This window comes from Planomicrobium sp. CPCC 101079, from assembly GCF_007859275.1.
Taxonomy (GTDB): domain Bacteria; phylum Bacillota; class Bacilli; order Bacillales_A; family Planococcaceae; genus Planococcus.
The window spans coordinates 36,088-49,702 of the sequence record NZ_VOHC01000006.1 but is presented as its reverse complement, the minus strand read 5'-3'; the positions used below and the strand labels follow the sequence as shown (position 1 = coordinate 49,702).

Annotated in this window: 14 protein-coding genes; 4 read left to right on the top strand and 10 right to left on the bottom strand. The window is 43.8% G+C overall.

Annotated features, from left to right (window positions below; genetic code table 11):
- The first annotated feature begins 291 nt into the window (after nt 1-291).
- On the top strand, nt 292-1,758 hold the full coding sequence (locus tag FQV28_RS02895) for a murein hydrolase activator EnvC family protein (protein WP_146494103.1): 1,467 nt from the start codon (nt 292-294) through the stop codon (nt 1,756-1,758).
- Nucleotides 1,759-2,459: 701 nt separating this feature from the next.
- Nucleotides 2,460-2,855: a GNAT family N-acetyltransferase gene (locus FQV28_RS02890; protein ID WP_146494102.1), complete on the top strand. Its 396-nt coding sequence runs from the start codon at nt 2,460-2,462 to the stop codon at nt 2,853-2,855.
- 57 nt (nt 2,856-2,912) lie between these two features.
- Here the strand turns inward: FQV28_RS02890 and FQV28_RS02885 are convergent, their stop codons facing one another.
- The 10 genes from FQV28_RS02885 to FQV28_RS02840 all read right to left on the bottom strand — a co-directional run bounded on the left by FQV28_RS02885 (nt 2,913) and on the right by FQV28_RS02840 (nt 11,627).
- On the bottom strand, nt 2,913-5,198 hold the full coding sequence (locus tag FQV28_RS02885) for a bifunctional diguanylate cyclase/phosphodiesterase (RefSeq protein WP_146494101.1): 2,286 nt from the start codon (nt 5,196-5,198) through the stop codon (nt 2,913-2,915).
- 199 nt (nt 5,199-5,397) lie between these two features.
- Entirely contained in the window at nt 5,398-5,892 is a 495-nt protein-coding gene (locus FQV28_RS02880; RefSeq protein WP_146494100.1) for a GNAT family N-acetyltransferase, read from the bottom strand.
- 97 nt (nt 5,893-5,989) lie between these two features.
- Nucleotides 5,990-6,346 (bottom strand): GNAT family N-acetyltransferase, encoded by a 357-nt coding sequence (locus FQV28_RS02875; RefSeq protein ID WP_370455107.1) that lies wholly within the window; start codon nt 6,344-6,346, stop codon nt 5,990-5,992.
- Between the two features lie 3 nt (nt 6,347-6,349).
- The gene (locus FQV28_RS02870) at nt 6,350-7,183 is read right to left on the bottom strand and encodes an alpha/beta hydrolase family protein (protein WP_370455106.1); all 834 of its coding nucleotides are present in this window, start codon (nt 7,181-7,183) and stop codon (nt 6,350-6,352) included.
- 1 nt (nt 7,184) lies between these two features.
- Nucleotides 7,185-7,739 carry a GNAT family N-acetyltransferase gene (locus tag FQV28_RS02865; protein ID WP_146494099.1) on the bottom strand — a complete coding sequence of 185 codons (555 nt, stop codon included), beginning with the start codon at nt 7,737-7,739 and terminating at the stop codon, nt 7,185-7,187.
- Between the two features lie 9 nt (nt 7,740-7,748).
- Nucleotides 7,749-8,273, bottom strand: coding sequence for a DinB family protein (locus FQV28_RS02860; RefSeq protein WP_146494098.1), 525 nt, complete (start codon nt 8,271-8,273; stop codon nt 7,749-7,751).
- A gap of 244 nt (nt 8,274-8,517) precedes the next feature.
- Nucleotides 8,518-10,170 carry a b(o/a)3-type cytochrome-c oxidase subunit 1 gene (locus FQV28_RS02855; protein WP_146494097.1) on the bottom strand — a complete coding sequence of 551 codons (1,653 nt, stop codon included), beginning with the start codon at nt 10,168-10,170 and terminating at the stop codon, nt 8,518-8,520.
- A gap of 1 nt (nt 10,171) precedes the next feature.
- Complete coding sequence (locus tag FQV28_RS02850) at nt 10,172-10,642, bottom strand: cytochrome c oxidase subunit II (protein WP_146494096.1); 471 nt, start codon at nt 10,640-10,642, stop codon at nt 10,172-10,174.
- A 23-nt stretch (nt 10,643-10,665) separates the two neighbouring features.
- On the bottom strand, nt 10,666-10,788 hold the full coding sequence (locus tag FQV28_RS02845; protein WP_146494095.1) for a cytochrome C oxidase subunit II: 123 nt from the start codon (nt 10,786-10,788) through the stop codon (nt 10,666-10,668).
- 149 nt (nt 10,789-10,937) lie between these two features.
- Nucleotides 10,938-11,627: a Crp/Fnr family transcriptional regulator gene (locus FQV28_RS02840; RefSeq protein WP_146494126.1), complete on the bottom strand. Its 690-nt coding sequence runs from the start codon at nt 11,625-11,627 to the stop codon at nt 10,938-10,940.
- A gap of 200 nt (nt 11,628-11,827) precedes the next feature.
- On the opposite strand from FQV28_RS02840, the gene FQV28_RS02835 reads away from it, so the two are divergent.
- Both FQV28_RS02835 and yfkAB read left to right on the top strand, forming a co-directional pair.
- Nucleotides 11,828-12,298: a universal stress protein gene (locus FQV28_RS02835; protein ID WP_146494094.1), complete on the top strand. Its 471-nt coding sequence runs from the start codon at nt 11,828-11,830 to the stop codon at nt 12,296-12,298.
- Nucleotides 12,299-12,444: 146 nt separating this feature from the next.
- On the top strand, nt 12,445-13,575 hold the full coding sequence (gene yfkAB, locus FQV28_RS02830; protein ID WP_146494093.1) for a radical SAM/CxCxxxxC motif protein YfkAB: 1,131 nt from the start codon (nt 12,445-12,447) through the stop codon (nt 13,573-13,575).
- Nucleotides 13,576-13,615: the final 40 nt, after the last annotated feature.

The window sequence follows — 13,615 nt, the reverse complement described above, 5'->3', positions numbered from 1 at the left end:
TTTTAGCAGGTAAAAAGAATTACAAATCTTAGAAGATTAAGTATCTTTTTGTGTTAGCTTTTAATTTTGAATCTAAATTGATACGTAATTGTAATAAAAGTAAACGTTTAAGGTGTTATAATTCTACTTGTGGCTTTTAAAGGAAAAGATTTCTTGTTGAATTCCTTATTAGAAAATTTTAGGAAATTAGTTTTCAGTAATAGTTTTAGTACTTCACATAGATCTTCTCTTATACAGAGAGAATACATACACCATTAAATGAGCACGCAGATTTGAAAGGGGAACATGAACTTGAAAGTGAAATCAAAATGGCTATTATCCGGTATTTCTTCTGTATTGGCATTGACTATTTTCTTGCCTACAGCAGCAAATGCGGACAAGTTAGACGAGTTAAAACAACAACAACAAGAAGCTAAGCAACAACAAGGTCAATTAAACTCCGGCATCAGCGATAAAACGGAAAAATTAACCCAAAATGCCTCTACGCTAGAGAAACTAGCAAAAAAAATAGATGAATTAAACACGAAAATCCGTGATACAGAAACAAAAATCAATGATGTACAAAACAAAATTGACCAAACAAAATCGGAAATCGACGAATTGAGAAAATCGATTGAAGAATTGGAACGTAAAATTGCAGAACGCGAGGAGCTGCTTCAAGAACGCGCTCGCGCTATCCAATTAAGCGGCGGTTCAGTTGACTACGTAGACGTGCTTCTTGGCGCAAACGACTTTGTCGATTTTATCGACCGTATGTCAGCCGTTAACACATTGATCGAAGCTGACCGCGATATTATGCGCGAGCAAGCAGAAGACAAAAAGCTTTTAGCGGAACAAAAAGCGGAAGTTGAAACAAAACTTGCCCAGCAAGAAGAACGCCGTGCAGAACTTGTTGACCTGAAAGCGTCATTGGACAGCCAGAAAAAAGAACAGGCTGGCCTTGTTAAGGAATTAGAGGCTGAACAACAACGTTTGGAAAAAGAAAAAGCTAACTTGGTGCAACAACGCAACGAATCAATCGAAGTTAGTTCAAAAATCGCAAAAGAAATTGAGGAAGAGCAAGAACGCCTTGCGGAAATAGCACGCAAAGCAGAAGAAGAACGCCAGCGTAAATTGGCTGCTGAAAGAAAAGCTGCCCAAGAAAGAGCGGCTGCTGAACGTGCGGCTGCTGAAAAGCAAGCAGCGGCTGAAATAGCAGCAGCAAAGAATGCAGCTGAAAGAGAAGCGGCTCAAGAGCGCGCTGCTGCAGCTGAAAAGAAAGCTGCTGCAGCCAGCAAAGCAGCAACTGCACCTAAAACAACAACTGCAAGCAACTCAGTTGCCGCTTCTTCTGCACCAGCGGCAAGCAGTTCTGGATTCATCACACCGGCTTCTGGACGCTTTACTTCGAAGTTCGGATGGCGCGACATCGGAGATGGCCCTGAATTCCACCAAGGCGTGGATATCGCGAACGGTGTTGGCACCACGATCAAGGCAGCAGCCAGCGGTTATGTATCATTTGCAGGAACTATGGGTGGCTACGGAAACGTAATTATCCTGACTCACTCCATTAACGGACAAACGCATGCCACTGTTTACGCTCACTTGAGCTCTATCGGCGTATCGAAAGGCCAAGCCGTTTCACAAGGGCAACGAATTGGCGGAATGGGCAACACAGGCCGTTCAACTGGATCTCACTTGCACTTTGAAATTCACGTAGGACCTTGGAATGGATCTCGTACGAATGCAGTTAACCCTGCAGCATACGTTTCTTTATAATATCCGAAAACCGGCATCTTTTAAGATGCCGTTTTTTTATTCTGTTGGGAAAGTTGGTTAACTGTTCATTGCCCTCCAGCCGGATGCGTTCCGCGGGCGAGCGTTGAGCCGCTTCGGCGCGTTCGCGCCTCCAGGGTCTCAAGCTGCTCGCTTTCCCGCAGGAGTCGCCGGCTTCCGCTCTATTCAGGATGCAGCTAACGAAGGAAACCGAAGAAAGAAGGGGTATACAAGCTAAGGGCAGCTACTTGTTCTATCTTTACCGGTGCATCTTGGGCTATGGAGGAAACCAGCAAGCCCGCGGCAAGCGCAGCTGTTTTGGGCACTAGCAAGAGCGATATTAGTTTCAGTGCTGCAAAAAAGAAGTTCCTTGGCAAGCTGGAAAACCGGCATCTTCTAAGATGCCGGTTTTCCTATGCCTTTATGCGGATGGATTATTTTCTGTACTTTTCAAGTGAAAGTGATTAGAATAAACTTAATTGAAAAATGCTGCTCATTGCCAACTCATATTTCATTGGTACGTGTTACAGACCATAGCGCTGTTGACAAAGCCGGAAAGAATCCCAACGCTAGGGTCTCTTTTCGGCTTTTTGGCTCTTAGGAAAGCAAAAACAACTTCACTTGCCATCCGATAAAACGATTCTTTGCCTCAAACTTCTTTGCGATTTACAGTGGTGATCAATCAAGGGAAAGAGGAATGTACTATGCTATTCAGATACAAGAAATCTTGTGAGAAAATTGCTATGGGAATGTTGGCCTTCATGCCTGAAGAACGCGATTTAAAGAAACTGCGGCAAACAATGCAAATCTATCAAGAAAAGCCCGATTGGCAGCTCTTCCTTTGGAAAGAAGGGGAAGATTTTGTTGGGCTGATTGGAGCGGAAGTTGCAGACGATCATTTTACTGTCCATCATTTGTCCTTATGCCCTTCCTTCCGTGGCGAAGGAATCGGTCATCAAATGGTCGACAAACTCCAAAAAATTATGCAGCCGCGGGAAATGCGCGGCACTCAGGAAACTCAAAGATTCTTAGATAAATGCTTGAATTCTCCCTCCGGCAGTGATGCAAATTACCGGCCGTCCACCAAATACATTTCGTAATAAAAAAGCGAATCCAGTTGTGGATTCGCTTTTTTATTTCGTTGGCCCTCTTGACTGCTATACAGCTGCTTGCCACATTTTTTGGATTTTCTCCAATTGTTCCAGCAAAACAGGTTGGCTGAAATAGAAACCTTGCAAATGCGTCTTTTCGGCTTTCAAAAAATTCCGCTGTTCTTCTGTTTCGATGCCTTCTGTCACTACTTGGATATCCAATTCCTTGAATGTCCGATACAGTCCAGTTAAAAGAATCGTATCTTTTTTGCTTGCCGGCACCTTTTGGAGAAAGCTTCGGTCGATTTTCACAACATCCACATCCATTTTGATCAAATGGAAGAGCGAGGAAGTCCCAACACCAAAATCATCCATGGCCACACAAATATTCCGTGCTTTTAACTCGCGAGTCAATACCGCAATTTCTTGATGCTCGGTTACCGTATCACTTTCTGTTATTTCGACTTGCAGCAAATGCGCAGGAAAATTGTTTTCCAGAAGCGCCTCGTCAATAAGCCGGAGCAAGACTTCTTTCTTTTTCAACTGTGATTTTGAAACATTCACCGCAACCCGCAGGGATTCCCCGTGAGTGTTATTCCACTCCCCGATGTCTTTTATCGCTTTTCTAAGGACCCATTCGCCTATATCATTGATCACACCTGTCTCTTCAGCTAGCGGAATAAATTGCAGCGGTGCGAGCTTTCCTTGTTCCGGGTGATTCCATCGAACCAATGCTTCCACTCCGAACATCTGATTTCCTGTATGATCCATTATTGGCTGATATTCAAGGTATAGTTGCTTCTTGGCTGCAGCATGTATTAAATCATATTTCAGATTCAATATATTTTTATAATAGTTTTTATTGCTTAAATCCTCATAGAATACATAGCCGTTTTTTCCGTTGTTTTTTGCCTCATACATCGCACTGTCAGCGTATTGCAAGAGGTCATCCAGCGTTTTCGCATCCTGCGGGAAGAAGCTTATGCCGACGCTTGAAGAAATGGCGACTGTCGCTTTCGTTAATATGAACTCTGTACGCAGGGCTTCCATCAACTTTTCAACTTCTCGGCTCAATTCCTTCCGCTCTATTGAACTGCTTAATAAGATGAATTCATCTCCACCTATCCGGAATAACCGGCTTCCGGTTTTCTCGGTAACACCGGCCATCCGTTCGCCGATAAGCTTTAACAATTCATCTCCACTGCTATGGCCGTGCAAATCGTTGACTTGTTTAAAGCCATCCAGATCAAAGAACAATACCGCAAATGATGAGCCATTTGTTTCAATTCGCTTTTCAAACTCTTTATATAGATTAAAGCGGTTTGGCAAGCTCGTTAACTGGTCATAGAAAGCAAGATTGGAAACTTTGGCATGGGCTTTTTCAAGGCTCTTCAGCATTTCCTGTATGGAGTTTTCAAGGTCTGTAATTTCATCTTTTGCTTTTCTCGATTTTTTAATATTCAAAGTCAGATGTTCATCAAAATTGATGTCTTTCATTTGGACAGAAAGGTAGGAAATGCGCGAAAGGACAAACAGATCGAGCAAATAGTAAACCAAAAATACGAGCAGCAGCGTGGCAAGGGACAAGGTCAGAAACAAGTTATTGATGCTCTCTAATTTTTCAGTATAATACTTCCGCTCTTTCTGAATTTCAAAACTTAAATCATCACTAACCGAGAATTGCGTACTTAATAACTTCTCGCTTACTTCGGTAATTTCTGCTTCGTTTTCTTTTTCGGACTCAGCTGGTTTTATATTTACCGCCAGCCTATTTTTCATCGACTCAAAAAAAGAAAGGTTTAATAATTTGCCTACAATTAAATATCCGACTTCCGGCCCTTCTCTTTCGCTTGTCATAACTGGCTCAATTGAAATTAGAAAATGACCATATTTCCCGTTCTTTAATATGGCCGTTCCTTTTTGCCCTGTTGTCCGCGCCAGCACTTCGGAAACCGGTGGAAAATCGCTGACTAAATCAAGCCGTGAAGCATCCGACAAATCATATCCATCCGAATAAACAATATCACCATTAATGTCTGCGAAAATCATGAAATTGATATCAATGTTTGAGAACGTCTCCAACATCAAATTTGAATCGATATAAGCCTCGTTGCGATCTTGAACAAATTGGTATGTGTCATCCCAGTAAGCCCAATCCCGGTTCAGCTGCTGTAAATCTTCTGCTTCCGCTCCAATATAATTTTCCACGCGTTTCTGGTCAATCATAAGCGATTCTTCATCCATCAATTTGGCATCGTTAATAATAAATGGACGGATGAATAAAAATAACACAATGATAAATATGCCCATGATTATCCCAATCATGCCTGCTGTTCTCATTTTAAGTTTCACGTTCAATCTCCTAAGCTATTTGAAATAATTGTAAATAAATAATTACTTTTATCCTTTTTATTGATTTTAACAGATGTTTGGCCCTTCTCCTATCCTCTTATGTAAATTTTGTTGAGACCGCTAAAATCAATATTCTAAAGCAAGCTTCCCCTTTGCAAACTTTGCCATAAAAAAACTGCACGGCAATTGTTAGACTCAGCTAACAGCTGCCGTGCAGTCCAGTGCTTACATTTTTTTGATAATGAATCAACGTGGCCCGTTCGTTCAGTATTTTGGGTAGCCCTATTTGGATGTAGCCAACTTTTTCATACAAATAGCAGTTCCCCTTCTCTTCAAGTAAAGTAGAGAGTTGCCAAATTTCAGCATTGGGAAAGCACATTTCCACTTGGCGCAAGGTCTCCTGTGCAATGCCAGACCCTTGGTATTCTGGAAGAACAAAAATCGGACTGATGCGGAATCGCTCCTCTGCTTTTTGTTTTATGCATATCCCACCAGCCAATTTGCCATCTGCCAGAATTATAAAGAACGTATTTTTGTGATTGGTTATTTTTGATCTGAGCTGCTCGATCGGTTCAGCTGCTGGACTTGTATCAAAGTCCCGATATTTTTCAAGCAATGGCAAAAATGCCGCCCGTTGCATGTCAAATAGGCGCTGTGCATCCGCTTCGAACGCTTTTTCCAACTTCACTATCATTTACAGCCCTCTCCTTTAGTTGTTGTTTGGAACTTTTAAAAAGGAAAGAAAAGGAAAAGACTCAACCATTCATATCACCCTTCAACAAAGATTCCAGTCAAATATCTCCTTTAAACATCGTGATAAATTTTGTTGAATTGGTACTGAATTCTCTTTCTTTCACAAACCCCAGTTTTTCGTATAAATGAATGGCCCTCTCATTAAAAGCGGCTACTGTCAATCGAAACTGCAGTCCATTCCCCTCTTCTTTTGCCAGCTCAAGAATCTGCGAAAAGAACCGGAAGCCATTGCCTTTCCCTGTAAGTTCGGGGTTCATACCAATGCCAATGTCTAATCGGGGTTCATTATAGGCTCCGGCCTCATTTCCTATCGGCACTTGAGCAGAAGAGCCGGTGCAGAAGAACCCAATTAACTTGCCGGTTTCTTCCACTAATGCCGAATAAGAGCCGTCCAACAGTTACTGCAACCCCTCTTCCGTTACGTCATTGTTATAAAAATCGTATGGTTCAGCGTATCGCCAGTTCAATATTTCCACCACGAGTTCTTTGGTCATCTCTGTCCTCCAAACCTGCATTTTCTGCACCTCCTCCAACCAATTTAACAGCCTCTCAACCACCGCTTCTGTAATTTGATGATTGACGCCCGGGAAGATTAAAAATTTAGCATTTTCCCTGCCTTCTTTTTCTTTCAAATGCTGGAAATACCGCTCTTGGCCCGCTATCGGAATTGTAGTGTCCTGATCGCCGTGCATAAGAAGGACGGGAGATGCGCACTTTTCTTTTTGAACAGGGTCAAATTGGCTTAGGAAAGCTTCTTCCTCCGCTGTCAGCGCTGGGCGTCCGTCTCTTTCCCGGAACAGTTTTTCTGTTAAGACAAAAGATCCCGAACCATTAATATTCACGAGTCCGCCCAGGTCTTTCTGGAAAGAAAAAATGCCGTTTGCAATAAAACCGCCCATCGAACTTCCAATGAGAAGCGTCTTTTCTTTTGCGATCCCAAGCCCTTGAAAAAACTCTTCAAATTCTTCAATGCTTTCTACAATCGTTTTCCAAAAATATTTCCGTATGACTTTTTTATCGAACCAATTTGTTAATGGATTTCGGGAATCGTGATACACAATCTCTGGAATGATAACAATGTACCCTTTTTCCGCGATTTTCTCCGCCAGCCCTGTGTAACTATCTGCAGTTGTTCCCCAACCATGGTATAAAATGGCGGCAAAGCCATTTCGATTATTTTCTGCCGGCTTTAACAAGTTATATGGGAATCGGCCATACTTTATTTTTTCCATCTTAAAGTTCCTTACTTTTGCGCCATTCATGTTCAAGGATGCTGTACAGCAATGAATCTCTCCAGCCGTCTTTCATCAACAGGTCCTCACGCATCAGCCCTTCTTTCACCACTCCGCTTTTTTCCAAAACTTTTTGAGAAGCGGCATTTTGGGGATTGCATGTTGCGTATATCCGGTGAAGCCCCAATTCATTAAACCCAAAGCCAATTAACCAGCTTGCCGCTTCCGTTGCGATGCCTTGTCCCCAAAATGCCGGATTGATAATATAGCCGATTTCCCCGCTCTGATTGGCCTGATCCCGAATATTAAATTCAGCAGCGCCAATCAGTTTTTCGGTAGTTTTTGAAACAATCGGAAACATATATCGCGTTCTTGGATCCTTTTTCGCGTCCATAAGGCCATCGTTCACAAATTTTTGAGTGTCCTCCTCGGCATTAGGTCCCCACGGCTGGTAACGCGAAACGATTTCTTGAGAGGCATAGTCGTGGATAGCCTGCCAATCACTCTCCACCAGTTCCCGCAAATAAAACCGGCCGCTTTCCAAATAAGTTTTCATATCCGTTTCCTACTTTCTGCTAGTTAATAGCCTCCGCTTAATCAACCTTATTTGGCCGCGGTGGCTGATTTCATCCTCGAGTACATGGAACCATAGATAATAATTATTGATAGGTGTTCCATTTGGCCAGTGGCTCTGTTCATAAAGCCAGTCATCGCCGAACAAGCGCAATTGCTTGAGTGTCTGCTCTCTGACAGCCGAAAGCTGATGAAGATAAAAATCCAGCCCTTTTCCTCTGATTTTCCTGCGGGCACCGTCTTGCAGATCGACCGCTGTTCTCCATTCCGCGTATTCCAAAGCAGTAAAATCCCTTTTTTCAAACGTAATTACCTGATGGACTTTTTCAATCGATGCGATATGCAGCAATAGAGCTCCGATGGAATTATCGTCAGCGTATACCAGATAATCCAATTCGGCTTGGCTCAGGTCCTCGATTTCACTCAATGTAACAGCTCTCGCATGTTCCAGCAGAAAACACAGTTCCCCAATTTTATCAGTGTATCCTTCAAGTGAAGATACTTGGTAGTCAATCATGGCAATCCCCCTAAACTTCTTCTCTTTTAACCCTAACAAAAAATACCAAAAATAAAAGACTGAAAATTCCAGGCAATCAATGCTATAATTGGGACAATAAAAAAAAGGGGAATTCCATCGCGGAATTCCCTTTTTGTTTTTCCCGTTATTCCTCCTCGAGCGTGCTGACTTCAATCAGCATCGCTGTAAAGACGATAAAGATAGCCATTAATGACAGCAATGTCACGAACATCTCACTCAACTCCTACCATGTTTTGAGTCCTTCTGCCCCCGGAGGCGCGTGTTGAATCATATCGCCAAGTGGAATGGCATAAGCGATGAAAATCAGCGCGAATGCAATACCAATCCAAATCCACCAGTTTTCGAGAAATTTCGGTGTGGAAGCTTTTCCGCTCTCTGCCATCGGAAATTCAACCATATCTTTTTCCTTCACCGCTTTTGGAGATAAGAACATTGTCATGACGACAATGTAGATCAGCAGCATCGCCGACAGGAACAGAATGCTTCCTCCAATCGCCATCGTTACATGGCTGGATATAATGCCATCAAACCATTCCAGTGTTGAGGCATGATTGTTATAGCTGGAAAAAGCTGTGCGCCGAGGCGCTCCGAGAAGACCGAGTACATGCTGGGCTGTAGACATCATAAGCATACCGACCGACCAAGTGACGATTTGCACAAAGCCAAGTTTTTGCATTGCCTTCGTGAATTTCCGCCCAGTCAAATATGGAATCAGCCAAAATGTCAGTCCCATGAACGTCATTGCGACTGGAGTTCCGACTGTGATGTGGAAATGGCCGACAACCCACAACGTATTATGCACCACTTCATTCAGCTGGAAGCTAGCGTTGATGATTCCGCCCGCTCCTCCCGGAATAAAGAACGCCATTGCAACAAAGATGGAAGTGAAGCGGATGTCTTTCCAAGGAAGTTTGGTAAACCAGCCGAACAGGCCTTTTCCGCCGTTTTTACGGCCAGCCGTTTCAAATGTCGCGAACATTGAGAATGCGGTCATCAAAGACGGGATGATAACCATGAATGTCAACATCACCTGCAGGAACTTCCAGAAATTCGAGATGCCGGGTTCTGTCAATTGGTGGTGGAACCCGACCGGGATGGAGAAAAGAATAAACAGAACAAATGATAATCGGGCTAGCGAGTCACTGAAAACGGTTGTGCCGACCAATTTTGGAACAATGACATACCATGCCATGTAAGCAGGCAAAAGCCAGAAGTACACCAATGGATGGCCGAAATACCAGAACAATGACCGGCTTAGTTCGACATCAATCGTATCCACCCAGCCGAATGTCCATGGAATGTACTGGAACAATACGGTTGCAACTACTCCAAGACAAGCGATAAGCCATAAGATGATAGTGGTGATGGTCATAAAGGCGAACAGGGGGCTGAGCTGCCCTTTGTTTGTTTTGCGCCATACCATATAATGGCTGACAAGCGCAAAGCTGCTGATCCATGTCCCTACTACAAAGAGCGCAAGTCCGACATAATACCAGCCGCTCGCTTTCAGCGGCGCATAAAACGTGTAAAGGACAGATGCTTCACCGGAAACGATCATCGCAGTAGCTAAAACCGTCCCGATCACCGTTACCCAAAAACCGATCCAGGAAACGAGGCGGACTTTCGGGCCGAAGTTTCCTAAGCTTTTGCTCATGCCTGTAACAAAGAAGCCGAAAATAAAGAATGTCGTAAAAATAAGGGCAAGCAGTACACCATGTGCTGTTAAAATTTGATAGTAATCGAGCCATGCCGGCAATTGGATAGCGTCATTCCGGATAAACACTTGGAGCAATCCGCATAAAGTGCCGAGTAAAAAGGCCGTATAGGCGACTCCGATATTCGATAAAGCAAGTTTTCGGTCTTGTGCAGCAATCATTTTAATACACCTCAATTTCGTTAAACATCATATGGTGACCGGTTCCGCAGTATTCGTTGCAAAGAATCAAGTACTTTCCTGGTTCTGTGAACGTGTAGGATTTCATCGTGATCTGGCCCGGTACAGCCATCATATTGACTTTTGTGTTATCAATCGTAAAACTGTGGACTACGTCTGAGCTGGTAACATGAAAAACGATCTCTTTTCCCGCAGGCACTCTCAGCTTTTCCGGCGTGGTATAGCCGAATGCCATTGCGACGATTGCCACTTGGTACGTATCGTCATCCAACTGGGTTACGCCGGGTTTATCGAATGGTGCCGTTTCATTCACTTTCTTAGGGTCAATTGTATGCATGCCCCCTGCTGGTGTATGGTCATGTGAAAAGGCGCTTACTCCCACCACTCCCAAAAAGATAGTGAGTGCAACAATCCCAAAAACAAGCCAAATTTTTTCGTATTTATGAAAATGCATTTCCATCTACTCCTTCTTAATTCTCATCTTGCGGTATACATCAAATAAGCGGCTACCCACATCACAACAATCACGAGCCCTACCAGAAAGACACAAATCAAGGTTCCTTTCAAATCCGCTTCCGGCGCTTCATTGTACTTCGCCATTCCCCTTCACCTCTTCTGTTATTCTTCTTGTCTTTAGCGTAAGTTATTGCTGCTGGAGACATTGTGATAAATATCACACTTGCCTTCTTTTTTTGGCAGGTGTCAATTTTTAGACATAAAAAAACAAGCTTGCCTGATGGCAAGCTTGTTCAATCGATTTTACATAATGAGATTGGGCAATTTTCGCAGTTGATTTCAATTTTTAAGTGGCTGATGTCGTGGATTATCATCTTGCCTTCCGCAACTGAAACAATCTCTTGTTTTTTCAAGTCGCTGAGCATCCTGTTGACCACTTCACGCGCCATTCCGCAAAAGTTGGCAAGTTCCTGATTGGTCAAATTCATATCAATTAAAATACCGTCATCCTTTTGGACGCCGTAGCTGTTGCTCAAGCGGATCAGCGTGGAGTATAAAGCCCCTTTTTTGCCGTGCAGCAAAAGGTCGCGGAATTTGGTCTGCGTCTTTTGCTGGTCGATGCCCATCCATTTCATGAAAACAGCCGCCAATTTTGCATTGTGGAGGAGCGCATCCTCCAGATCCTTAATAGCGATTTTTGCGCAAATGACATCTTCTATCGCTTTGGCATCCAACATGTATTTGGAATCCACGGAAAAAACGGTGACCTCTCCCACAAGCTGGTTTGGGCCGCAGATTTTTAATGTCAGTTCCCGGCCATCCGGCGTCACTTTTCCGATTTGGACTTTTCCTGAACGAATGATATAAACCCCTTTAATGGCATCGCCATCTTGAAACAAGTATGCGCCTTTTTTAAATTCCTTTACCGTGTGGCGAATAGTGAACAGTTCTTTCAATTCGGAAGACAGTTCCGGACTTATCATTTCTTCATTCAAAACTAGGCCGCCTTTCTCGGTCGATCACCGCCAATTTCGTTACTTAAAGGGTACCATATTCCATTTCCCTGCGCTTTACATTTCTTGAACTGAATTGAAAGGCAGTGCTCAAAAGTTTGTGTATAAGCAGGAATTGGAAAAGAGTTTAGCGAACTTTCTTAAGTAGGAAAGATAAGGAGGAATACATCATGAGTTTAAAGTATTCGCAAATTATCGTAGCAGTAGACGGATCGGATCAAGCCGCCATCGCTTTCAAAAAAGCAGTCGATATCGCGGTGCGGAATCACGCCACTTTAAATTTGGTGAGCATTGTCGACAACCGTTCTTTTGGCTCAATCGAAGCTTATGGGCAAGCTTTTGCCAAAGGCGCCAAAAAGGCGGCCGAAGGATTATTGATCACTTACAAGGAAGTGGCCACAGCAGCCGGAGTGCCGCAAGTGAACTCCATTGTGGAATACGGTTCCCCTAAATCGATGATTCCAGTAGACATGGTCAAACGATTGGATGCGGATCTGATTGTTTGCGGGGCGACAGGATTAAACTCTGCTGAACGCTTCTTCATGGGCAGCGTTTCTGAGCGTATTGTCCGATCGGCGAAATGCGATGTACTAGTTGTCCGCACCCCTGTGGTTGAAACATCAGAAAAACCAGTGGAATAATTTTGGAAAAGCCGTTCCCTTGTTGTTCTGGGAATGGTTTTTTTCTCTAACTTAATCAGAAAAATAGGAATTCTTCTTCATAGCTTGTAGAACCTATAGGAGAAGTCCATAATTAGCGTTGATAAAAATTATGGGAGTCTTTGACTATGACATTAGCTAACACTATTTCTAAAAAAATTTCACCAGATTACGACCCTTGGGAAGCTTATATGGATATCGAAGAATATGGAAAACTGACATTATCCAGTATAGAGTTCACAACTACTTACCTTTGCAATATGCGCTGTGAACATTGCGCTGTCGGTTATATGCTCGCCCATAAAGATCCAGATGCCTTGCCGATTGAATTGCTGTTATCGCGGCTTGATGAAATTCCCCATTTGCGGACGATCAGCCTAACAGGCGGCGAGCCCATGTTTTCCAAGAAGTCAGTCGAGCGCTATGTGCTGCCTTTATTGAAATACGCCCATGCGCGGGGCGTGCGGACGCAGATGAACTCCAACCTCACCATGCCGCTCGAGCGGTATATGCTTATCGCCCCATATTTGGACGTCTTGCACATTTCGCATAACTGGGGCACCATTGAAGATTTTGTCACTGGCGGGTTCGCCAACATGGAGCGCAAGCCTTCGGAAGAGCGCCGGGCGGAACAATTTCAGCGGATGATCGATAACAGCCGGGCGCTTTCCGAAGCCGGCGTGATGGTCTCAGCGGAAACGATGCTCAATAAGCGGACACTTCCGCACCTCGCAAAAATCCACAAACAAATTGTCGAGGAAATGAAATGCGCGCGGCACGAAGTGCATCCAATGTATCCAAGCGACTTTGCTTCCCGGCTTGAAGTCTTGTCACTGGATGAAACCCGGAAAGCCATCCATGAGCTTCTTGATCAACGCCATGAAGATGTTTGGATGCTGTTTGGTACGCTGCCATTTTATCCATGCAGTTCAAATGAGGAAGATGTGGCTTTGCTCCAGCGTATCCATTCCAGCAAAAACGTCACGGTCCGAAACGACCCGGATGGACGCTCACGCCTGAACGTCAATATTTTCACAGGTGACGTCATTGTCACTGATTTCGGCGATACACCATCTATGGGCAACATTCAGACCGATTCACTTCCGGCTATGCTTGAGAACTGGCTGGATCGCCCCCTTGCGAAAACCGTCGGCTGCCATTGCCCTTCGGTTTCTTGTTTAGGCCCGAACTTACTGGTCAAAGATGCTTACTATCCGGAAATCGATTTTGCGAAAAGAAAAGCAGATGCTGCATTTTAAACTGAAAAGCCTTTCCCATAATTTCGGGAAAGGCTTTTTC